Here is a 22,716-nt window from a genome sequence, read left to right as displayed (position 1 = left end):
TGAAAGTCCTGGTGGGCCGGACATCTGGGCCCGGCCCACCAGGGCGGTGTCCTAGTCGCCGGCGGGGACGTCGGTGTCCGTGCCGGGCTGGCCCACCGCAAGGTGCCCGATCTGGGTGGCGGTCAGTGCGCCCTGGAAGACCCAGAGGTCCGAAACGGCTCCCGGCCAGTACTCGCCCCATGTGTTCGTCCCGGTCTTGACCCGGCCGAGTTGCAGGGGTTGCACGGCCTTGAAGGACAACACCTCATCGGTCCACGAGAGCCGGTCCGTGCACGTCGTGTCGTCTGCGACGCCGTCACCGTCAGTATCAGCACAGGCGAATTCCTCCAATTCGCCGTTCACGTACAGCGAGAGTTGCTTGGCAAATCCGTCGTAGACCACAGCCAGATGCGTCCAGTCAGTGGGGGTGAAGATCTGACCATTGTCGGCTTGTGTGACGGCGCCTGCTGTGGTGTCTTCGGACGCCATGGCGATACGCCAGCGGCCCGGATCAGTATCTGGCGTCGTACTGGGCTCGTAGCGCACCACGAACGCGTTCTGCGTGGTGCCGGGGGCACTGAGCAGACTCACACCACTTTGCGGAACGGCTGCAGCTTGCGCCCACACGGTGGCGGTGAAGCTGGCGCTGGTGTCCACCGGCGCCACCGCGGTCACCGCATAGTCGTCGACACCGTCGAGAGTCATACCGCCATCGACCCAACCGGTACCGATCTCAGCACCGTTGAGGGTCATCTTGTTGCCTGACGCGGAGGCGTCCGGAGTCGTCGGCGGAGTCCCGGAGGCAGATTCGAACTTCCACCTCCCCTTGACCAGCGGCCGCTGTTTGAACATCTGCTGGACCTCTTCCGCAGACACCGGCCGATCGAGGAGGCGTACGTCATCGATGATGCCGGGGAAGTAACTTCCCATCGCGCCGCTGTAGTTGCCAGCTCCGATGTACATCGACTGATCCGCGTAGAACGCTCCGGCAAGTGCGGTCGATCCAGCCTTGGTTCCGTTGACGTACAGCGTGAGGGTGTCGGCCACCGGATCGTGGACTCCCACCAAGTGCGCCCATTCTCCGGCACGGGCGGTCGTGCCATCGGCTTGCAGTGCGCGGATCGGAGTGGCGTCCGGGGCATCGGCCGAGTACTGGTTCACAGCCCAGCGGTCGTAGGCAGCCGAGTAGTACAGCTCGAAGCCAGGCCGGTCCTTGCCCGCTTGCGCTGCGATCACCGCAGCACCTGTGGGCTTCTTGTCGAGCTTCGCCCAAGCGGAGACGGTGAAGTTACGGGAGGTGTTGACATGCGGTCCGCTGGTCTGGCCGATCTTCGCGTAACCGCTGGTTCCGTCGAAACGGGCGGCCTTACCGGCCATTCCTGCCACGCCTGCGGTGACCGAGCCGTTGTACTTGGCGGGCAGTACCCCTCCACGACCGCTGATCTCGGTGGCACCCTCGGCCTCATCCAGACTGAAAACAGCCACTGCGGGACGGCCGGGATCCCCTACGGTCTGCTTCGCGTAGAGCTTGTCGATCTCGTCCTGCGCCAGCGGCTTATCGAACAGCTGCAGTGAATCGACAGTTCCTGGCAGCAGCGATTCGGCGATGCCGGTGTAGTTCTTGCCGCCTACCTGCAGGCCACGCCGTGCTTCCCACGGCGAGTCGTAGGCGGTCTCCCCCACAAGTCGCCCGTCGATGAACAGTTGCAGCACATCAGCTGTCGAGGAGTACGAACCCACCAGATGAGTCCATACTCCAGCGCTCACTCCACCGGCCTGGGCTGGCATCACCCGGGCTATGGCGGCATCAGCGCTGTCGGCCTTGTACTGGTTGAAGGCCCATCGGTCATAGGTCTTCGAGTAGTACAGCTCGAATCCGGGAGCGTTGTTGCCAGGCTGCGTGGCCACCACCGCGGTGCTGTCAGGAATTTTCGAAAGCCTTACCCACGCCGAGACGGCGAATCCCCCGCTGGTGTTGACCACTGCAAGGTCTGTGGAGGCGTATCCATCCGTGCCATTGAACTCCACCGCAGTGCCTTGCACACCGCTCACGCCTGACGTCACCCCGCCGGACAGAGCCAAGGCGCGAGGTGGAGTCGAGCCTTTTGCCTCGTTCGTTCCCGCGGCTTCGTCCAGCTGCCAAGTGGCCCGTTCGGGTTGGCCAGCCTTCACACGGTACTGGTAGGTGCGTATTTCACTGCTGTTGCCAGCCGAGTCGAAGGCCTGGGCGGTGAAGAAACTCACTCCGGGTTTGGCCGGCAGTACCTTGATGACCTGCGCCGCACCACCCGACGTGGTGACCTTGTTCTTCGAGCTGGGATCGCTGTTAATGCCGTACCAATATGTCGTCACATCGGTGTCGGCGGCTTTCACCTCGAAAGACCCATAGCGGCCCACTCCGTCCCACCACGGATCGTCCGGATCACTGGGATCGACAGCTGGATATTCACCCGAAGTAACAGCGGGCGCCTTGGGAATTTTGGTATCATAGATGAAATAGCAGGCAGTCGGGTCACCCGCATACGACCACGGAGAGTACTGCGCGCCGTCGTAGGAACGTGCGTACCAGTTGATCTGTTTGTTCGGCGGTATGGACGACGGAAGACTGATCGCGAACGAGGACCCGGACGTCCTGGTCGCAGTCCGCGCCGGATTCCACGAGCCGCCGTCCCACTTCGCCTGGAACTGCACGGCGACTCTGTCACCGTCGGGATCCGTGATGTTGTTCGCGTTGATGACCCCCAGTGTCCTAACGCGGGCAAGACTGCCGGATCTCTTGCAGGTGCCGCCGTACTGCATGGTCAGCTGCGACATCTTGATCTGTGGCGGCGGCCTGTTGTACTGCACCCGCAGGAACGCATCGTCCGAGAATCGCTTCCAGCCATCAGGGTCGGTTTCACTGGACGCCTGCAGCCCGAACGTCATGGTCGACCACTTCTTGTTCGCGGCCTGCTGGACTGCCGACTTCACGTCGAACTCAGCATCCTTGGCAGCACAACCGTCGTAGCCGTGCGCAAACGACTCGGTCTTGAGATGATCGATCCAGAATCCCGAAGCCTTCTGTGTGTTCCAGGTCGTGGATGAGGAAATGTCTTTCGTGCGCCACAGCTGCACGCCCCGCGCCGTGCACGACGCAGACCAGGTGTTGCGGACCACGAACTCCGCCGACAGAACGCTCTTACCCGCGAACTTCGATACCGGGATCCGATAGAAGAGCCTCTTGGTGTCGTAAGGCTTGCAGTAAGCCCAGCCGCAGTAGCCCATACCCGCGTCGGATTCGCCATTGAACTTCCATTGCGGCGAGGAAGCCCAGTACTCCGACGCCATCGTCCAAGCCGACGCGTCGGGCGAGTGCCATTGCGGGTCGATGAACACCGGATAGACGGTGTCACCACCCTTCAGCACACCGGCATCGGGCGTCATCACCAACTCGTCCTGCCCGGACACCACCTCGACAGCGACTGGAGCCAGCTTGCCCGACTCCGCAGCACCAGGTTCACCCTCCGCACCTGCTACCCGGCTCTCGGCGCCGGCCTGAGCACGCGCCGACTGCTGTGCCCCAGGGCTGGAGTCCCACATCATTGGTTGCGGTGCCTCGAACACCGCACCGCCAGCACCCACGTCCACCGCCTCAAGGCCGCCCGACGACGTCTCCTGGACGTTCATTCCTTCGGCGTCCAGTTGCAGGCGTAGTTCCGCCAGACCTTCGCTGGCCGCCGCTTCGGCAGACTTCACCACCAGGAGCTGCGTGAAGCCGTCCTCCTGGGCCCCCAGCCTCAAATCGACGCCGGGCAGGACGTCCGAGTAGGTCGCTGTGTCGCCGACCAGTTCCGGAACCGGCAGTTGGTCAGGCCAACTGAGTTCCAACGTCCGTCCAGCCTTGGTCATGCGCACCAGCGGCGCGCTTCCGCCGCCCGAGAACTCCAGCCCGATGGTCGCGACCTTAGGCGCCACCATGCCGCCCTCGGACTCGGCCAGATCGGTATCGATTGCCTTCCAGACGCCGTCGACTCGTGCGCGCACAGGACGCAGGTGTTCACGCGCCTCCAGGTTCCCGTTTGCCGTGGCGAAGACCTCAGTGGTTTCACCTCGCAATGAGGCGACCTCCACGGCCTTGCCTGTGCGCTTGGCCTGGGCAAGCGCCTCGTCCTCAGTCGGTGTCACTCCAACTTGGGAGTCGTCTAGTGCCGACGGCCTACCGGCCGACACCTGACTGCGGGCAGCTCCCGCCGCGTTAACAGGCGCTAGAACACACAACGCGATCGCACCCGATAGCGCCACCGCAGTGACACGCAGCAGTCTGCCCACAGGCATGACACACCCTCCCCCCAGAGCCTCCCCAGGCTCTGCCTGTATGTAATCGATCTTCCACAGATCGTGAACTGACAGTAAGGGTGCGTTCACTCGTCGGTCCAGACCACTCCGATCGGACATTGCGACCCACTCGACCCATACGACACCAACTGTCATGTGACATATGACACACGCATGCCCCGGCGTTCGTCCGCCCCCACAGGCCAAGCAACGCCTGTACGGACACCGGCTGTTCAGGTGCCAGGCACCCCGATCTCCGCCCACACGGTTTTGTACGTGTCTCCCGTGCAGAGGGCCGTTCCCCAGCGGTCGGCCAGGGCGTCGACCAGGAGCAGGCCGCGTCCGCCCTCGTTCTCCTCGCCGGGGTCGGCCGACTCCCGCAGTACGGGGAGTCGTTCGGTCAGGCCGTCGGACACCTCCACCCGTACGACGTCCTCGTCGGCCCGCATCAGCAGCCGTACGCGGAAGTCGCGGCCCTTGACCCGGCCGTGCGTCACCGCGTTGGCCGCCAGCTCGGCGACGACCAGGGTGACGGATTCGCTCGCCTGACTGTCGTACGCGAACCCCCACGCGTCCATCCTGTTCGCGACCAGGCGCCGGGCCAGGCGGGCCCCTCGCGGGGTGCAGCTGAAGAGCTGGGTGAACGTACGTACGGTGACGGGGACTTGGACCCCAATGTGTCCTTGCATGAGTCAAAGGTCCCGGGTCGCCGAGCCGTCGACCAGCATCGACACTCGTACGGTGCACCCCGTACGAGTTCACTCTGTGGACAGTCGGAGTGACTTTCCGTGACCATTGCTCCATGACCAACAGCACGGCGAACGAGCCCGAACCGTCGGACAGTTTGAAGACGTTCGGCTTGGTCCACAAGGCTTTCCGCAAGCGGGCGGGGCTCACGCAGGAGGAGATCGCACCACTCGTGCGGTACCAGCCGGGGACGGTGGCGTCCATCGAGCAGGGGAGGCGGCTGCCGCCGAGGGTGTATGTGGAGCGCGCGGAGGAGGTGTTGGACGCGTTCGGAGTGCTCCGGGCGGCGGCGAAGTATGCAACCCGGCAGCCGGGTTTGGCTTCCTGGTTCAGGAGATGGGCGGACCTGGAGGAGCAGGCGATCGCTCTCTGCACGTACGAATGCCGGGTGATTCCCGGCTTGTTGCAGACAGACGCATACGCGCGGGCGGTGATCTGGAGCGTGCCGCTGCGACCGACCGATGAGCAGGTCGAGCAGCGCGTCGCCGCGCGCTTCGCCCGGCAGGAACTGCTCAGCACGAGCCCGGATCGGCCCACGGCCTTCAGCTTCATCATCGAACAGGCTGTCCTGGAGCGACACACCGGCGGCGAGGACGTGACGCGTGAACTGATCGACCATCTGCTCGACGTGAACGAGCGGCACTGGAACGTCGAGATCCAGCTGATGCCACTCCGACAGCCGGAGCACGCGGGACTCGATGGACCGATGCGCCTGCTGGAGACCCCTGAACACGAATGGTTCGCCTACGCGGAAGGTCAGAAGACCGGCCACTTGATCAGCGACCGCCAAGCCATCAGCGTGCTCCAGCAGCGTTATGCCAAGATGCGCTCACAGGCTCTCACTCCAGAAGACACGGTGAGCCTGCTCCAGCAGATGCGAGGGGCGCTATGAACAGCAACACGACCCAACTCACCTGGTTCAAGAGCAGTTACAGCGGCTCGGAGGGCGACGACTGCGTCGAAGTTGCCGTCTGCCCCGCCGCCACCATCCACGTCCGTGACTCCAAGGACGCCCTCGGGCCGCAGCTCACCCTCTCCCCCGCCGCCTGGGCGGACTTCGTTCTTGACCTCAGTGGTTCGCGCAGCACGGCGTAGGGTTCGGGACCTCGAAGGGGGCCAGCGTCCCGCCGGTTGCCGGCATCGCGGACAGGACCAGGCGCCCTCCCTGCCACAGCGGACGCACGTGGCCGCGCGTCACCAGGCGCGCCTCCGGCGCCGCGTCGCCGCTGCCCAGGACCGTCACGCGGTCGATCGCGGAGCGCGCGAGCACGTCCGCGACCGGCACCGTGCCCGTGAGGGCAGTGACGCCCGGGTACAGGACCGCACGGCCCGTGGCGTCCGGGATGCCGGGTGTCACGTCGTGGCCGCCGGCCGAGAGCCGCTCCCGGGCGGCGCGCAGCAGCGGCTCCGACGGGAAGGTGAACGACAGGACGACCCGCGCCCCCTCCCCCCGCACCAGGTGCGTGCAGCCGAACACGGTCTCGGAGAGGCCGAGTTCGGTGGACAGCGCGTGCAGCAGGTGGTCCGCGGCGCGCAGGTCCCTGACCCGCGCGCCGGCGTCCACGGTGAGGGTGTGCGTCACGAGGGCAGGACCCACACCGGGTTGGAGTAGAACCACAGGTCCTTCCACGGGTCGGCGTCGCCGACGACGTCGATGGCGGGGCCCGCCGGGTCGTGGGCCGCGCCCAGCGCCCCGACGGCGGAACGGTTGCCGTCGGTCCCGCGCAGGCGGACGTAGACCGGGTGGTCGACGCGACCGAGGTCGTACGTCAGCCGGACCGTGCCGGTGGACTTGCTGACGTCGTACGACCTGGTGACCTTCGCCGTCGGCGCGGTGAAGGTGTCCTTGTCCTCGACCAGGCCGGTGACGTCGCCCTGGATGACGTCGACGCGGGCGACCTTCGGCTGGAAGCCGGCCCAGTTGGGGCCGCCGGCCGGGGTGACGTCCACGGTCAGCGTGACCCTGGTGCCCTTCTTGACGTGCAGGGCGCCGCCGAGGGTGGCCCAGCGGCTGCCGCCGGAGACCCGTACGTCGAGGGCGTCGATGAGCTGACCGTGGTCGACCCAGACGCGGCCCGCCCGGATACCGTCCATGACGGCCGCGTACGAGAAGCCGTCGGAGCCGACGTGGGTGCGGCTGTACTGGCCCGGGAAGAAGTCGTTCTGCGTGATGTCGAGCTGCCCGCCGTACACCGGGTCGTCGTACTTGCCGTTGGTGTTGAAGTCACCGCCGCCGCGGGCGGTGGTGTCGGCGTAGACCTGGTGGGAGTCGGAGTTGGCGGTGATCCACCAGGGCCGGCCCTCGGCGAGCAGGCTGTCCCACAGGCCGCCGACGGTGGAGGTCATCCAGTCGAAGCCGCCCCAGGTGCGGTAGCTCTCCAGCGGGTAGTCGGGGAAGGAGTCGGCGCCGGGGCTGTTGTCGTAGATGCCGCGCGCGCCGCCCGGACCGAGCGGCTTGGGCAGGCCGCCGGCCTGGTGGCCGGGCGCGCCCTCGAAGCCGACGGCGATCCGGTGGCTCGACGGCGTCGCGTCGCGCCAGGCGCGGATCTCGTGCGGGGAGTCGATGCCCTTGCGCGCCGGGTGGTTGGCGAGCATCAGCGCGTCCTTGATCTTGCGCCGCTTCACCTGGTCGGAGAGGAAGGCGAGACCGGCGACGGCGAGCGCCTCGTTGGCCGGGGACGAGCCGGTCGCACCCTTGACCGCGCCGTCGTAGCTGTTCTCGAACTGCTTGAGGACGGCCACCTCGTTGCTGCCGGGGTGCACGAAGACGGTGCCGTGTTCGGCGGCCGGGATGTTCCACTCCAGGCCCTGGAAGACGAGGGTGTCCTCGTAGGCGGCACGGGCCCTCTTGATGTCCGGGTTGACCTTCTCGACGCCGATCTTGGCGTGCGTGGCACTGCCGTGGTCGGTGATGACGAGCCAGTCCATGCCGTTGCGGGCGCCCTGGCGGACCTGGTCGACGACGCGGTACTTGCCGTCGCTGCTGTACTGGGTGTGGATGTGGTGGTCGCCGGCCAGCCAGAGGAAGCCCTTGCCCTTGCGGCTGCCTGCGGAGGTCCGCGCGCCGGCCGACGGCTGGGCGGCGGCCTGCCCGCTCGCCACTCCGCCCAGCACGCTCGCCGAGGCGAGACCCGCGCCGAGCAGGCCCGCGCGGCGCAGCATGGAGCGGCGCGACCGCTGCTCGGGGTTCAGGGCCTCGTCGGGTACGGCGGTGTCGAAGGCGGCGGGAAGAGGGGCGCTGTCGTGGCCGTGACCATGACCGTGGTCGTGACCGTGGTGATGGTCCCCGTGGCTGTGCCCGTGCCCGTGACTGTGTCCGTGACCCATGTTCGGCCTCCTGTGTCCGGCGCCGCCGATGCGGTCGCGCGCTATGGAGACTCGATGCGAAACATGAACACCGGGCGACATGGGGGTGAGCTGCGGGCGACTCCGGCACGGCGGATCGCCGCCCCTCCCGCAGGCTTCCCAACTGGCGCGCTATGCACTCTAGTTGACTCACACCTCCGTTGTTTTCTCTGTTGCCTGGAGGCACCCCACCATGAGAAGACTCATCGGCACGCTGCTGGCGGGCACGCTGGCCGTCGCCGGACTCACGACGGCAGCCTCGGCCACCCCGGCCACCCCGGCCGCCTCGGCCCCGGCGTCCGCCACCGCACCCTCGTCCGGCACCTTCAACGTGCTCACGTACAACGTCGCGGGTCTCCCCGACGGGCTGAGTTCCGGCAACCCGTCGGTCAACACCCCGCTGATCTCCCCACGGCTCGGCGCGTACGACATCGTGAACGTCCAGGAGGACTTCAACTACCACGCGGCGCTGTACGCGGGCGACGACCACCCGTACCGCACGGCGACCAGCGGTGGTGTGCCCTTCGGCGACGGTCTGAACACCCTCTCGGACTACTCCTTCGAGGACTTCGAGCGCGTACGCTGGGGTGCTTGCACGGGCACCAACTGCCTGACGCCGAAAGGCTTCTCGCTGGCCCGGGTGCGGCTCGCGGAGGGCGTCTTCGTCGACCTCTACAACGTGCACACGAACGCCGACGACACGGACGACGCGCTCGCCGCCCGGCGCGCCAACATCGAGCAGCTGTCGGACTTCGTCCAGGCGAACTCGGCGGGCAACGCGGTGATCGTCATGGGTGACACCAACACCCGCTACACCCGCTCGGGCGACAACATCCGCACGCTCGCGAGCGAGAACGGTCTGACCGACGCGTGGGTCCAGCTGGTCCGGGGCGGCAGCGCGCCCGCGCAGGGCAGTGACGCGCTCGTCTGCCCGACCACCGCGCCGACCGACTCCTGCGAGGTGGTCGACAAGATCCTCTACCGGGGCAGTGACCTGGTGAATCTCTCGGCCGGGCGGTACGCCGACGAGTGGGCGAAGTTCCTGGACCCGGCCGGCGGCAACCTCTCCGACCACTTCCCGCACACGGCCGACTTCTCCTGGACCCTGCCGTCCGACCTCCGGGCGAGCGATGTCATCGGCGGTCCGCACGGCACGGCGTTCAACGACGCGGACGACCTGCCGGGCGTGCCCTCGCCCCGCACGCTGACCCTGCGGGGCGGCTCGCGCCTGGACTCCGTGTCGCTCGTCCTCGACGGCGGTACGTCGCTGACCCACGGCGGCACGGGAGGTACGGCCGCCTCCCTCACCCTCGCCGCCGGCGAACACCTCACGTCGGTGAAGCTCACGCAGGGGCAGAAGGACGGGCGGACGCGGATCTTCTCGGCGGCGTTCACGACGGACAAGTCCCGTACGGTGTCGGCCGGTTCGGCCACGTCGGACGCGGTGACGTACGCGGCTCCGGCGGGGTGGCAGATCGTCGGCTTCACGGGCCGGTCGGGCACGGAGATCGACAAACTGGGCGTCCTGTACGCCCCGACCGGCTGACACCGGGGCGGCCCGGGGTGGGCCTCAAGGACTGCGCAGTTCCCCGCGCCCCTGGGTACCCAGGGGCGCGGGGAACTGCGCAAAGGGGGGCGAGGGGGCGGAGCCCCCATGCGGGGGCGGGAGGCGAGCGTGATCGCTATTCTTGGGCGGACGTCCCCCACCCCCAGAAAGGGGCCCCGAGAATGGCCCGCGCCGGACTCACCACCGACCGGGTCGTCACCGCCGCCGCCGACCTCGCCGACGAAGCAGGCTACGACCACGTCACCCTCTCCGCCCTGGCGAGAACGTTCGGCGTCAAGGACGCAAGCCTGTACTCGCACGTCAAGAACCTCCACGACCTGCGCACCCGCATGGCCTTCCTCGCAGGCGGCGAAATGATCGACCGCATCGCCGACGCCGTGGCAGGACGCGCCGGCAAGGACGCCCTCGCCGCCTTCGCCGACGCCTACCGCACGTACGCCCTGGAGCACCCCGGCCGATACGCGGCCACCCAGATCCGTATCGACCAGAGCCTCGCGGCCACCTCCCCCGCCTTCGTCCGCACGGCGGAGGTCACCCACGGCATGCTGCGCGCCTACGGCCTCGAAGAGCCCGACCTCACCGACGCGGTACGCCTGTTGCGCAGCACCTTCCACGGCTACTGCGCCCTGGAGGCCACCGGAGCCTTCGGCGCCTCCAGGGACGTACGGACGTCGTGGAACCGCGCCGTCGAAGCCCTCCACGTCACACTGGAGAACTGGCCACGGGACGACCGGCCGGAGAAGGCCTGACCGGGTGAGGGGACCACTTAGACTGGAAGCTTCGCAAGTGCCACATGCCGCCTTGGGGGGAGGGAGCGGACCTTGTCCCAACCGCAGCTCCGACGCGGCCCGTTGAGACCGGATCCCGAGCCGCACATACCGCACGGCCCGCGCCCCGCCCGTCTCGTCCGCCGACTGGGCGGGCTCGGTGCCGTCGGCGCGGGCTACGCGGTGTTCCAGTCCCTGGTGGGTGTCCTGCCGGACAACATCGGCGGCCAGACGGCTCGTTACACCATCGCCGTGGTCAGCGGGCTCGGCACGGCCCTCGCGGCCTGGCTCTCGGCGGCCCTGCTCCGGGCCAGGAGTGAGAACAACTCACCGGTTCCGGCAGGCCAGTTGCCTGCCTCCGGGTCGGCCCTCGCGGGCCCCGGCCCCCTGCCCGACCTCTTCTCCGCCGCGTACGGCACGCTCGCCGAACAGATCTGCGTGGTCGACGACCCCGTACGAGGACGCCTCACCGGCTGGCCGCACTCCCTCGGTGAGAGCGGTCCCGGCCGGCCCACCTCCATGGGTACCGCGTACGGGCTGCACATCATGCTCGACCTGGGGATGCCCGAGGGGCGGATCGGCGCGGGCGACCTGATCGACACGCTGTGGCGGCTGCGCCTGCCGGACGGTGGCTGGTCGGCGCGTACACAGGGCTCCCAGGCCCGCCCGGAGGTGACCGCCCTGGTGCTCGGCGCGCTGGCCCGGGCCGGAGCCTCACAGGAGCGGCTCGCCGAGGAAGTGGCCCACTGCGAAACGCGCTTCACGCACGAACTCGACCGTACAGGAAGCGAGTTGACCCACGTCCTGACGACCGTGATGCGCGGCCTGCTGCGCGCGGCGCCCGCCTCCGCGGCGCTGCCCCTGCTGCGCGACGCCCTGGTCGAGGGCGCGGTCACCGACCCGCGCCGCCGGCACCACCGCTGCTGGGGTTACCGGCTCGCGCCCCTCCACGGGCCGCCGTCCCCGCTGCACACGGCGCAGGCCGTGGTCGCCCTGGACCGCGCGGCCCGTGTCCTGGGCAGTGAGAGCGTCAACGCGCGCGCCGCCCGGGAGGACGGTGTGCGCTGGTTGCTCGCCTGCCCGGACGCCCCGCACGACGCCTGCCTCGACCTGTCCAACCTCCGCGAGGACGTACGCAGGCCGCGCACCGACGACCCGACCCGCCACGAGGTCCTGAACGTACGGCACTTCACGGCCTCCTGGATCGTCCGCGCCCTGCTCACCCCCGGCGCGCGGGACGTAGCGCGCGAGGACGGCGTGGAGGAGCAGTGGCGCGAGCTGCTGAACGGGGCGGCGAGCGCCGTGTACGCAGGACAGAGCGACGGCATATGGACCTGGGTGCGAGACGACACCAATGAGCTGCGCCGTCCCATGTGGATGACCTATCAAGGCCTATCGGCACTGCGGGCGCATGCCGTATGGATGTATGAACCGCTGATCCACCAACCGAATGGCTGAGCCGGGAGGAACGTGCATGGGTGGCCGACAGGTCCTGGCGGCACGGCAGTTGCTGACCGAGACGCTGGACGGCGAACTGCCGGAACACGAGCGGCTGGCGGCGGCCCGCGCGGTGGTGGCCGAACTGGGCGCTCCCGAGCGCCTGTTGGAGCTGACCGCCGAACTCGCCTCCGGTGAGGGCGATCCGCACGGCTGTGCCCGGCTCTCGTACCGCCATGTCCTCGGCTTCGACAAGCTGTTGCTCATCGACGACGGCCCGCGCCACATGCTGCGCGCCCATCTGTGGCATCCGGGGCGCGGCGCGGTCGGCAAGGAGGACATCCACAACCACCGTTCCCCGCTCGCCTCCTCCGTCGTACGGGGGCGGCTGGCGATGGAGCTGTACGCGCCCGGCGGTGACGGCGGGATCGCGGCGGACCGGTACCAGGAGTCCCTGGCGGACGGTTCGGCGGACTGGCTGCTGGAGCCCACGGGCCCGGCCCGGCTGCGGCTGACCCAGGTCGCGGAGTACGCGGCGGGCAGCACCTACGCCCTGCCCGCGCGCACCCTGCACCGGGCGTGGTGCGACACGCCCGAGCCGACGGTGACGCTCTTCCTGGAGACGGGGAACGAACGGCGGCGGCACACCGACGTGTTCACGGCGGCGGGGCCCCACCCGGGGACCGTACCGAAGGTGCCGCTGGAGGTGGACGACTACCTGAGCGAGCTCGACGCCCTTGCGGAGCTGCTCAGAAGTTCGTGAGGGCCTGACGCACGATGTCGACGTTGTAGTCGTCGATGTCGACGGTGTGCAGGTCGGCGGGGCTCAGCCAGCGGTGGTCCTGGTCCGGCTCGGGGAGGGTGATGTGCCGGGAGAGGGGGCTGACCAGGAAGTTGTCCTGACAGTTCTTGATCTCCTGTCCGCGGTACTCGCTCACGAAGGACGATTCGCCGACCTTGCGGACGACCTCGCCGAGCAGCCCGGTCTCCTCCTTGAGCTCCCGCAGCACACCGTCCTCGGGGCTTTCGCCGGGCTCCAGCTTTCCGCAGGGGACGCCCCACACCCGGGGCAGGAACCGCTCGGTCTCACTGCGGCGCACCAGCAGGACGAGGCCCTTGCGCATCACGACGGCCGCGGCCAGCCGCTTCCCGCTCGTGTTGCCCGTACTACCGGTGATGTCCATGATTCCTGGGTCCCTCGCCGGTCGGAGTCCACAGAGTTTCATACCCGCGAAAGCATCAACGCTACCAGGAAGGCCCCTCGGGTGGGGCGGATCCGGGCCGGCCGTGCGGCTGTGCGTGTACATCCGTGGGTCGCCCCACGGATGTACACCTGAGGCGCCCCGGTTCCGGTCGGGACGCCCCAGGCGCCAAGCTCACCTCACAAGGCGCTCCGGCACCAGACCTTGAGCAAGGAGTTCGTCGCGGACGAGTCCCGCGTACGCCGTCGACCGGGCGGGTGACGACCGGGTGGTCCGCCCCGAGGCCGTGCACCAGCAGGGCCGTGCCGCTGTTCGGTGTGCCGTCGCCGTTGAACAGGCGACGGACGATCGGAGTGACCGGAACCGGACGCCCACCCTCTTCCCGTACGCCCGCGACGAGCGTTTCGAGATGCGCGCGGCACGTCGGCTCGTCCGTCTGTTTGTCGTTGTGGGCGAGCTGGATGAGGACCAGGTCGCCCTCGCGGCGCGGCCGGCGGTGTGACCGTCGAGTGTCGCGCGCTCAACTGCCCTGGGTCCACTGCTGGTTGGTCGCCCCGTTGCAGGTGTACGTGATGAGCGCGGCGGAGTCCGCGGTGGACGCGCCGTTCACGTCCAGGCACTCGCCGGTGGCTCGCGACTTGATGTTGACGTAGGAGCCGGTGGTGGTGAGCGACCACTGCTGGGCGGTCGCCGAGCCACTGCAGTTCTCCTGCGTGACGGTGCTCGCGTTCTCCTGCACGCACAGGGAACTGCCCCGCACGGCCAGCTGGTGGTAACCGCCGCCGACCGACTTGAACCAGTACTTCTGGTTGGTGCCGCCGTTGCAGGTGTACTGCTTGATCTGGGCCCCGGCCCACAGCGACTGGCTGGTCACGTCGGCGCACTTGGAGGAGTGCCGCGCGATGAGCGAGTTGTACGTGGCGCTCGTCCCGGTGACGGTCCCGGCGGCCGTGTCGACGGTGACCTCCGGCGACCAGGACATGGACATCGTGGTCGAGCTGGGGAAGGCCAGCGGCAGCCAGACGTAACGGCTGTCGTTGACGGTACCGCCGAAGGAGTTGCCCCAGCGGTCGCCCAGGTAGAGGTAGGAGGTGGCCGAACTCCCCTGCACGGGCAGGACGAAGGCCGTCTGCGAGTTGTACGTCGTGGAGTCGCCGACGTTCGCCATCGCGGTCCAGGGGCCCGCGATCGAGGTCGCCGTGGCGTACTGCTGCTGGTTGGCGCTCCAGCCCGTCGCCCCCGAAGTCAGCATGAAGTAGACGCCGTTGCGCTTGAAGAGGGCCGGTGCCTCGCGGTGGCCGCCGTGCCAGGGGTCGGCGACCAGAGCGGCGATACCGGTGTAGTCGGCGGTCAGCCGGTAGATCTGCAGGTCGTAGTTCTCGCGGGCGGCCGAGACCATATACCCCGCGCCGTCCGTGTCGACGAACACCGTGAGGTCACGGGACATGTGCGTGCCGAGCGGGCGGAAGCTGCCCTGCCAGGCGTAGGTGCCGTCGACCGTGTCCGACACGGCGACCGCCGCGCGGGCCTCGCCGTAGTCGACACCGTTCTCCTTGTGCATCCACATCACGAACTTGCCGGTGGACGCGTTGTACATGACCTTGGGCCGCTCGATGTTCGCGGTCGCCAGCTCCGGGTCGCTCGCCTCGGTCAGGACGTGGTTGCGGAACTCCCAGTTCTTCAGGTCCGTGGAGCGGTAGGCGTCCACGTACCGGAAGGTGTTGTCGGCGTTCCGGTTCTCCCCGAACCAGTAGTAGTACGAGCCGACCTTGACGACTCCGCCGCCGTGGGCGTGCACCGGGCTGCCGCCGGTGTCGGTGAACTGCGTGCCGTTCACGATGGTCCAGGCGGCGGCCTGGGCCGGACCTGCGGTGCCGAGGGCACCGGCGAGGGCCAGACAGAGGGCGAGGAGTACGGCGTACAGACGTCTCATCTCAGGCACGCTCCTTCGGGGACGGGGACGGGGACGGGGACGGGCACAGGGACCGGGGGCGGGGGCGGGGGCGGGGGACACAAAAACGAACAGAAATGTTCGGCATTTCGCACAACATCTGTCATCCCGAACGCCGAAAAGGTAAGGGCGTAGTACGAGGAGGTCAACGGGTCGGGAGCGATCCGATGGAAAGGGGTCCGGTCGCGCTTCGGCTAGCGTCGGGGCATGAGCAGCGACCGATCCCCCGACGCCTCCCCCGGCACCGCCCGCTCCCTCGCCGACGTGCTCGCCGGCGGGGCCGGCACGGTCGTTCTCGACGGTGGGCTGTCCAATCAGCTGCGGGCCGCCGGGCACGATCTGAGCGACGAGCTGTGGTCGGCGCGGCTGCTCGTGGAGCGGCCCGAAGCGGTCACCGAGGCGCATCTCGCCTACTTCGAGGCCGGTGCGAACGTGGCGATCACGGCCAGCTACCAGGCCACCTTCGAGGGCTTCGCCCGGCGCGGTATCTCCCGGGAGCGTGCGGCCGAACTCCTCGGGCTGAGCGTCGGACTCGCGCGGGAGGCCGCCCGGCAGGCCGGGGTGCGGGGTGCGCGCGGGCCGCTGTGGGTGGCGGCGTCCGTGGGCCCGTACGGGGCGATGCTCGCGGACGGCTCCGAGTACCGGGGGCGGTACGGGCTGAGCGTGGCCGAACTGGAGCGTTTCCACCGGCCCCGGGTGGAGGTGCTGGCCCGGGCCCGCCCTGACGTGCTGGCCCTGGAGACCGTGCCGGATGCCGATGAGGCGCGGGCCCTGGTGCGGGCGGTGCGGGGGCTCGGCGTGCCCGCGTGGCTGTCGTACAGCGTGGCGGATGGGCGGACACGGGCCGGGCAGCCACTGGAGGAGGCCTTCGCGGTGGCCGCCGACGCCGACGAAGTGATCGCGGTCGGCGTCAACTGCTGCGCCCCCGAGGACGTGGACGCCGCGGTGGCGACCGCCGCGCGGGTCACCGGCAAGCCGGTCGTCGTCTACCCGAACAGCGGCGAGACCTGGGACGCGCAGGCGCGCGCCTGGCGAGGGCGCTCCACGTTCGCACCGGAGCAGGTCGTCGCCTGGGAGCACGCCGGGGCACGGTTGATCGGCGGGTGCTGCCGGGTGGGACCGGAGGCGATCTCCGCGATCACCGACACCCTCGGACCGGTCACCTAGAGGCAGGCTCGGAGCGGCCGACGACACGCCGCCGCGGACCGGCCCCGCGCCGCCCGCGTGATCCGCCGCCTCAGTTCCGGATCACGCATCGGGCGATCCCAGTTTCCCACTTTGTCCTCGGCGGGGAAAAAGTGTCGGGAAGTTGTGCTCGATGGGTTACGGCGTTCGACAAAGCTCGCTAACTTCCTTGAAATGAACCGGTCATAGCGCTGCGACCGGTGACGACGGCGCGACGGCGCGCGCCTGTGCACCGCTTGGCAGTCCGGTCAGGGCTGCCGTCATCCCACCCCCTATGGGAGACCTCTGTGCGCACGAAACCGCTCGGACACAGACGTGTCCGTCATCTGCTGACCGCCGCGGCCGTTGCCGTCGGCTGTCTGCTGCCCATCTCCCCGGCCGCCGCGCACCCCGCGCGACCCGCGGATCCGGCCGGCGGATCCAAGGCCGCCGTCGAGTTCCAGCAGGTCACGCTCGCCAAGGGGGTGGCCGAGACGGGCGAGCCCATGACCCTGGCCGTGCTGCCGGACCGCTCGGTCCTGCACACCTCCCGGGACGGCACGCTCCGTCTGACGAACGCGGCCGGAACCACCTCCGTCGCGGGCAAGCTGGATGTCTACAACCATGACGAGGAGGGGCTTCAGGGCGTTGCCGTGGACCCCGGTTTCGCCTCCAACCGGCAGATCTTCCTGTACTACGCGCCCCCGCTCAGCACACCCGCCGGTGACGCCCCCTCCGACGGCGGCGCCGCCGACTTCGCCCCCTTCGACGGGGTCAACCGGCTGTCGCGGTTCGTTCTGAAGACCGATGGCACTCTCGACGCCGCCAGCGAGAAGAAGATCCTCGACGTGCCCGCCTCCCGCGGTCTCTGCTGCCACGTCGGCGGCGACATCGACTTCGACGCGGCGGGAAACCTGTATCTGTCCACCGGCGACGACACCAACCCGTTCGCCTCGGACAGCTACACCCCGATCGACGAGCGCGCCACCCGCAACCCCGCCTTCGACGCGCAGCGCTCCGCGGGCAACACCAACGACCTGCGCGGCAAGGTCCTGCGGATCAAGGTCAACGCGGACGGGTCCTACTCGATACCGAGCGGCAATCTCTTCCCCTCCGGGACCGCCAAGACCCGTCCCGAGATCTACGCGATGGGCTTCCGCAACCCCTTCCGGATGAGCGTCGACAAGGCCACCGGCATCGTCTACCTCGGCGACTACGGCCCCGACGCCGGCACCGCGAGCCCCACACGCGGGCCGGGTGGGCAGGTGGAGTTCAACCGGATCACCAAGGCCGGGAACTTCGGCTGGCCGTACTGCACCGGCAAGAACGACGCCTACATCGACTACGACTTCGCCACCGGCGCCTCGGGGTCCGCCTTCAACTGCTCGGCGCCCACGAACACTTCACCCCGCAACACCGGCCTCACCAGCCTGCCGCCGGTCCAGCCCGCCTGGATCCCGTACGACGGCGCGTCCGTCCCGGAGTTCGGCAACGGCTCGGAGTCCCCGATGGGCGGCCCGGTCTACCGCTACGACGCGAACTCCACCTCCGAGGTGAAGTTCCCGCAGGAGTACGACGGCGACTTCTTCGCCGGTGAGTTCGGCCGCCGCTGGATCAAGCGCATCGAGGCGAGCGGGGACGGCACGGTGCAGTCCATCAACTCCGTGCCCTGGAGCGGCACCCAGGTGATGGACATGGCCTTCGGCCCCGACGGCGCCCTGTACGTCCTCGACTACGGCACCGGCTACTTCAACGGTGACGCGAACTCCGCGCTGTACCGCATCGACCACGTCACGGGCGGCGTCGCCCCGACCGCGGAGGCGAAGGCGAACGTCACCTCGGGCAAGGCGCCGCTGGCCGTCGCGTTCTCCTCGGCGGGCAGCACCGATCCGGACGGCGACACCCTGAGCTACGCCTGGAACTTCGGCGACGGCTCCACCTCGACCGCAGCCAATCCCTCCCACACCTACACGACCAACGGCCAGTACACGGCCACGCTGACCGTCACGGACGGCACCGGCAAGTCCGGCAGCGCCTCCGTGCAGGTCACGGTGGGGAACACCGCGCCCACCGTGAAACTCGACCTGCCCCTGGACGGCAGCATTCACGACTTCGGCGCCGCCATCCCGTTCAAGGTGACGGTGACCGACCCCGAAGACAGCGCCGGCGGGACGATCGACTGCTCCAAGGTGAAGGTCACCTTCATCGTCGGCCACGACAGCCACGGTCATCCGCAGACCTCGGCCACCGGGTGCACCGGGACCCTGCAGACCCTGGCGGACGGCGAGCACGACCCCAACGCCAACATCTTCGGGGTGCTCGACGCCGAGTACACCGACAAGGGCGCCGGCGGCCAGCCCGCGCTGACGGCGCACGACCAGCACGTCGTCCAGCCCAGCCACCGGCAGGGCGAGCACTACGGCGACTCCGCGGGCGTCGACGTCATCTCCCACACCTCCGCGCACGGCGGCAAGACCGTCGGCAACATCGAGAACAACGACTGGATCTCCTTCGAGCCGTACGCCCTCGGCAACGCGACGCGGTTCACCGCCCGGGTCTCGTCGGCGGGCGCGGGCGGCACCATCGAGGTCCGCGCCGGTTCCACGACCGGCACCCTGCTCGGCACGGCGACCGTGCCGGTGACCGGCGACTGGGAGACCTTCCAGGACGTGACGGCCGCGCTGAGCAACCAGCCCACCGCTTCCACCTCCCTCCACCTCGTCTTCAAGGGCGGCAGTGGCGCGCTCTTCGACGTGGACGAGTTCTCCTTCGCCACCGCCGGCGGCGCCGCCCGCACCGGTGAGGTGAAGGGCGTGGGCGGCAAGTGCCTGGACATCGACAACGCCCAGACCGCCGACGGCACCAAGGTCCAGATCTGGACCTGCAACGGATCCGGCGCCCAGAAGTGGACCGTCGGAGGCGACGGCACACTCAAGGCACTCGGCAAGTGCCTGGACATCAGCGGCGGAGCCACCGCCGACGGCACGAAGATCCAGCTCTGGACGTGCAACGGCAGCGGTGCCCAGACCTGGGCCGCCCAGAGCGACGGCACCGTCCGCAACCCGCAGTCCGGCAAATGCCTCGACGCGTCGGGCAGCACCTGGAACGACGGAACAGCCGTCCATCTGTGGACCTGCCACACAGCCGCCAACCAGAAGTGGACCCTGCCGTAGGAGGGAGGAGACCGACCATGCGTACCTCTGTGCACACCTGTCTGAAAGCTGTCCTCGGCCTGTTCGTGGGCGCCGCGCTCTGTCTGACCCCGCAGGCCGCCGCGCTGCCCGGAGCGGTGAGCCCGTCCGTCACCGCCGAAGCACCGCCCCTCGCGGCGGCCGACCCCGCGTACAAGATCCTCGTCTTCTCCAAGACGGCGGGCTTCCGGCACGACTCGATCGACGAGGGCATCACGGCCCTGCGCGGCCTCGGCAGCGCGAACAACTTCACCGTGGACGCGACCGAGGACGCCGGGACCTTCACCACCGGCAACCTCGCCCAGTACAAGAGTGTCGTCTTCCTGTCGACGACGGGTGACGTGCTGAACGCCGCCCAGCAGACGGCCTTCGAGAGTTACGTCCAGGGCGGCGGCGGTTACGTCGGTATCCACGCCGCCGCCGACACCGAGTACGACTGGCCCTTCTACGAGGGGCTGGCCGGCGCGCTCTTCCACTCGCATCCGGCGATCCAGTCCGCCACGGTCAAGGTGGAGGACCGGGCGCACGACGCCACCGCCCATCTGGGCAGCACCTGGCAGCGCACGGACGAGTGGTACAACTACCGCACCAACCCCCGCACCACCGCCCGTGTCCTGGCCTCGCTCGACGAGTCCAGCTACTCCGGCGGGAACATGTCCGGCGACCATCCGATCGCCTGGTGCAAGGACTACCAGGGCGGCCGGGCCTTCTACACCGGCGGCGGGCACACCGAGGAGTCGTACGCCGATCCCGTCTTCCGGCGCCACCTCCTCGGCGGTATCCGCTGGGCCGCCGGGATGACCGACGCGGACTGCCGCCCGGAGACCGGCTACACGTCGTGGTTCAACGGTACGTCCACCACCGGCTGGAAGCAGGCAGGGCCCGGGCAGTTCGGCCTCGCGGACGGCACGCTCACCTCCGTGGGCGGGATGGGTCTGTTCTGGTACAACGCCCAGGAGCTGACCGGGGACTACTCCCTCAAGCTCGACTGGCGGATGGCCGGGGACGACAACTCCGGTGTCTTCATCGGCTTCCCGGCCTCCGACGACCCGTGGTCGGCGGTGGACAACGGTTACGAGATCCAGATCGACGCCACCGACACCGTCGACCGCACCACGGGTTCCGTCTACGGCTTCAAGTCCGCCGACATCGCCGCACGGGACGCCGCGCTGAATCCGCCGGGCGAGTGGAACACGTACGAACTGCGGGTCACCGGTGAGCGGTTGGAGATCTTCCTCAACGGCCGCAAGATCAACGACTTCACCAACACCGACCCCGTACGGAGTCTGCGGCAGGGGTACATCGGTCTCCAGAACCACGGTGACGGCGACGACGTGTCCTTCCGCAACATCCGCGTCAAGCGCGCCGGCGGGCAGGAGCCCGGACCCCGTACGGGGGAGGTCAAGGGCGTGGGCGGCAAGTGCCTGGACATCGACAACGCCCAGACCGCCGACGGCACCAAGGTCCAGATCTGGACCTGCAACGGATCCGGCGCCCAGAAGTGGACCGTCGGAGGCGACGGCACACTGAAGGCGCTGGGCAAGTGCCTGGACGTGAGCGGCGGGGGCAACGCCGACGGTACGAAGATCCAGCTCTGGACGTGCAACGGCAGCGGTGCCCAGACCTGGGCCGCCCAGAGCGACGGCACCGTCCGCAACCCACAGTCCGGCAAATGCCTCGACGCGTCCGGCGGCACCTGGAACGACGGCACGCCCGTCCACCTGTGGACCTGCCACACCAACGCCAACCAGAAATGGACCCTGCCCTGACCTGGCAGACCTGAACTCTTCGCCCCGCTCACTTCTGTGAGCGGGGCGAAGACGTACCCGTGGGGTCAGGAGGCCGCGCTGAGAGCGGGATCGGTGCGCCAGACGCTGGCGAGCTCCGGCAGGGGTACGCCCAGGACCTCGCTGAGCCGCACGATCGTGCCGAACGCGGGCGTCGGCATGCGGCCGGTCTCGATCTTGCGCAGGGTCTCGGGCGAGATCTCCGCCGCCGCGGCGACTTCGGCGGGACTGCGGCCGGCCCGGGCGGAGCGCAACGCGGCCCCGAGACGTCGGCCCGCCTCGATCTGTTCGGGGGCGAGCGGATGGCGGACCATGCGCCCATGCTAGAGGCGGTGGTGCGGGGCGGGCAACCATCCCACCCTCTGGTATAAATATACCGGTCGGTCGCCCAGGGAAATCGAGGAACGCAGTGATCGAGCACAAATCTCCCGCAGACATCGAGCGCATGCACGTCACCGGACAGTTCCTCGGCCAGGTGCTGGGCGAGCTGGGTGACCTCGCGGCGGTAGGGGTCAACCTGCTGGATCTGGAGCACCACGCGCGCCGCCGGATCAAGGAGCGCGGCGCGGAGTCCTGCTACTGGGACTACGAGCCCTCGTTCGGCAAGGGCCCGTTCCGCAACGTGGTGTGCCTCTCGGTCAACGACGCCGTGCTGCACGGGCTGCCGCACAGCTACAAGCTGCGTGACGGGGATCTGCTGACCATGGACATGGCCGTGACCGTCGACGGCTGGGCCGCGGACTCGGCCCTGTCCGTCGTCGTCGGCACCCCGGCCCCGGAGGACCTGCGGCTGATCGAGGCCACCGAGGTCGCCTTGGAGGCCGCGATCGAGGTCGCCCTGCCTGGCAACCGGCTCGGGGACATCTCGGCGGCCATCGGCGGGGTCGCCGCAGAGTACGGCTACCCGGTCAACCTCGAATTCGGCGGTCACGGCATCGGCCGCACGATGCACGAGGAGCTGCACATCCCCAACGACGGCCGCCCCGGCCGGGGCTGGAAGCTGCGTCCCGGACTGACGATCGCGATCGAGCCCTGGTTCGCCGCCGGCACCGACAAGATCGTGTACGACCCGGACGGCTGGACCATCCGCTCGGCCGACGGCTCACGCACGGCCCATTCCGAGCACACGGTCGCCATCACCGAAACCGGCCCCCTCGTCCTGACCCGCCGCCCGGAGAGCAACACGAGCGCCACGACCGCCAAGGGCCGGGACGCCCGGCGCAAGTAGGCGACGACCGAGCTCCGAGGCGGCCCCGGGGCGCGGC

The 22,716-nt window shown here is 68.9% G+C and carries 17 protein-coding genes and 1 pseudogene; 10 read left to right on the top strand and 8 right to left on the bottom strand.

Features of this window, described 5'->3' with window-relative positions:
- Window positions 1-51: 51 nt before the first annotated feature.
- Window positions 52-4,293, bottom strand: a complete 4,242-nt coding sequence (locus K3769_RS31635; protein WP_372515085.1) for a LamG-like jellyroll fold domain-containing protein — start codon at window positions 4,291-4,293, stop codon at window positions 52-54.
- Window positions 4,294-4,526: 233 nt separating this feature from the next.
- Window positions 4,527-4,982, bottom strand: coding sequence for an ATP-binding protein (locus K3769_RS31630; protein WP_267029670.1), 456 nt, complete (start codon window positions 4,980-4,982; stop codon window positions 4,527-4,529).
- A gap of 113 nt (window positions 4,983-5,095) precedes the next feature.
- Here K3769_RS31630 and K3769_RS31625 point away from each other — a divergent pair, with 113 nt between their 5' ends.
- Both K3769_RS31625 and K3769_RS31620 read left to right on the top strand, forming a co-directional pair.
- On the top strand, window positions 5,096-5,932 hold the full coding sequence (locus K3769_RS31625; RefSeq protein ID WP_267029669.1) for a helix-turn-helix domain-containing protein: 837 nt from the start codon (window positions 5,096-5,098) through the stop codon (window positions 5,930-5,932).
- Entirely contained in the window at window positions 5,929-6,135 is a 207-nt protein-coding gene (locus tag K3769_RS31620) for a DUF397 domain-containing protein (RefSeq protein WP_267029668.1), read from the top strand. Before K3769_RS31625 ends, K3769_RS31620 begins: the two co-directional genes overlap by 4 nt.
- Here the strand turns inward: K3769_RS31620 and K3769_RS31615 are convergent.
- Together K3769_RS31615 and K3769_RS31610 are read right to left on the bottom strand one after the other, a co-directional pair.
- Window positions 6,110-6,622 carry a hypothetical protein gene (locus tag K3769_RS31615; protein WP_267029667.1) on the bottom strand — a complete coding sequence of 171 codons (513 nt, stop codon included), beginning with the start codon at window positions 6,620-6,622 and terminating at the stop codon, window positions 6,110-6,112. The two genes, K3769_RS31620 and K3769_RS31615, sit on opposite strands and share 26 nt — an antisense overlap.
- Window positions 6,619-8,367: a PHP domain-containing protein gene (locus tag K3769_RS31610; RefSeq protein ID WP_267029666.1), complete on the bottom strand. Its 1,749-nt coding sequence runs from the start codon at window positions 8,365-8,367 to the stop codon at window positions 6,619-6,621. The genes K3769_RS31615 and K3769_RS31610 overlap by 4 nt, the downstream gene beginning before the upstream one ends.
- Before the next feature lie 211 nt (window positions 8,368-8,578).
- Here K3769_RS31610 and K3769_RS31605 point away from each other — a divergent pair, with 211 nt between their 5' ends.
- The 4 genes from K3769_RS31605 to K3769_RS31590 all read left to right on the top strand — a co-directional run bounded on the left by K3769_RS31605 (window position 8,579) and on the right by K3769_RS31590 (window position 12,919).
- Entirely contained in the window at window positions 8,579-9,931 is a 1,353-nt protein-coding gene (locus K3769_RS31605) for a jacalin-like lectin (RefSeq protein ID WP_267029665.1), read from the top strand.
- Between the two features lie 182 nt (window positions 9,932-10,113).
- Entirely contained in the window at window positions 10,114-10,701 is a 588-nt protein-coding gene (locus K3769_RS31600; RefSeq protein ID WP_267029664.1) for a TetR/AcrR family transcriptional regulator, read from the top strand.
- 72 nt (window positions 10,702-10,773) lie between these two features.
- Window positions 10,774-12,177, top strand: a complete 1,404-nt coding sequence (locus K3769_RS31595; RefSeq protein WP_267029663.1) for a prenyltransferase/squalene oxidase repeat-containing protein — start codon at window positions 10,774-10,776, stop codon at window positions 12,175-12,177.
- Between the two features lie 16 nt (window positions 12,178-12,193).
- Window positions 12,194-12,919, top strand: coding sequence for a hypothetical protein (locus tag K3769_RS31590; RefSeq protein WP_267029662.1), 726 nt, complete (start codon window positions 12,194-12,196; stop codon window positions 12,917-12,919).
- Here the strand turns inward: K3769_RS31590 and K3769_RS31585 are convergent.
- The 3 genes and pseudogenes from K3769_RS31585 to K3769_RS31575 all read right to left on the bottom strand — a co-directional run bounded on the left by K3769_RS31585 (window position 12,906) and on the right by K3769_RS31575 (window position 15,291).
- A complete protein-coding gene (locus K3769_RS31585) occupies window positions 12,906-13,340 on the bottom strand; it encodes an NUDIX hydrolase (protein ID WP_267029661.1) in 435 nt (144 codons plus the stop codon). The two genes, K3769_RS31590 and K3769_RS31585, sit on opposite strands and share 14 nt — an antisense overlap.
- A gap of 192 nt (window positions 13,341-13,532) precedes the next feature.
- Window positions 13,533-13,842: pseudogene (locus K3769_RS31580) on the bottom strand (carbohydrate esterase); the annotation flags it as partial.
- A 36-nt stretch (window positions 13,843-13,878) separates the two neighbouring features.
- A complete protein-coding gene (locus K3769_RS31575; RefSeq protein ID WP_267029660.1) occupies window positions 13,879-15,291 on the bottom strand; it encodes an RICIN domain-containing protein in 1,413 nt (470 codons plus the stop codon).
- Between the two features lie 225 nt (window positions 15,292-15,516).
- Here K3769_RS31575 and mmuM point away from each other — a divergent pair, with 225 nt between their 5' ends.
- The 3 genes from mmuM (at window position 15,517) to K3769_RS31560 (ending at window position 21,433) form a co-directional block, all read left to right on the top strand.
- Window positions 15,517-16,476, top strand: coding sequence for a homocysteine S-methyltransferase (mmuM, locus tag K3769_RS31570; protein WP_267029659.1), 960 nt, complete (start codon window positions 15,517-15,519; stop codon window positions 16,474-16,476).
- Between the two features lie 305 nt (window positions 16,477-16,781).
- Entirely contained in the window at window positions 16,782-19,646 is a 2,865-nt protein-coding gene (locus K3769_RS31565; RefSeq protein WP_267029658.1) for a PQQ-dependent sugar dehydrogenase, read from the top strand.
- 17 nt (window positions 19,647-19,663) lie between these two features.
- Window positions 19,664-21,433 carry a ThuA domain-containing protein gene (locus K3769_RS31560; protein ID WP_267029657.1) on the top strand — a complete coding sequence of 590 codons (1,770 nt, stop codon included), beginning with the start codon at window positions 19,664-19,666 and terminating at the stop codon, window positions 21,431-21,433.
- A 65-nt stretch (window positions 21,434-21,498) separates the two neighbouring features.
- Here K3769_RS31560 and K3769_RS31555 read toward each other — a convergent pair whose 3' ends face one another.
- Entirely contained in the window at window positions 21,499-21,765 is a 267-nt protein-coding gene (locus tag K3769_RS31555; RefSeq protein WP_210888755.1) for a helix-turn-helix domain-containing protein, read from the bottom strand.
- A gap of 95 nt (window positions 21,766-21,860) precedes the next feature.
- On the opposite strand from K3769_RS31555, the gene map reads away from it, so the two are divergent.
- Complete coding sequence (gene map / locus K3769_RS31550; RefSeq protein ID WP_267029656.1) at window positions 21,861-22,679, top strand: type I methionyl aminopeptidase; 819 nt, start codon at window positions 21,861-21,863, stop codon at window positions 22,677-22,679.
- Window positions 22,680-22,716: the final 37 nt, after the last annotated feature.

Origin of the sequence: Streptomyces ortus, from assembly GCF_026341275.1 — a bacterium.
In the GTDB taxonomy this organism is placed as follows: domain Bacteria; phylum Actinomycetota; class Actinomycetes; order Streptomycetales; family Streptomycetaceae; genus Streptomyces; species Streptomyces ortus.
This window is presented reverse-complemented; position numbering and strand designations above follow the sequence as displayed.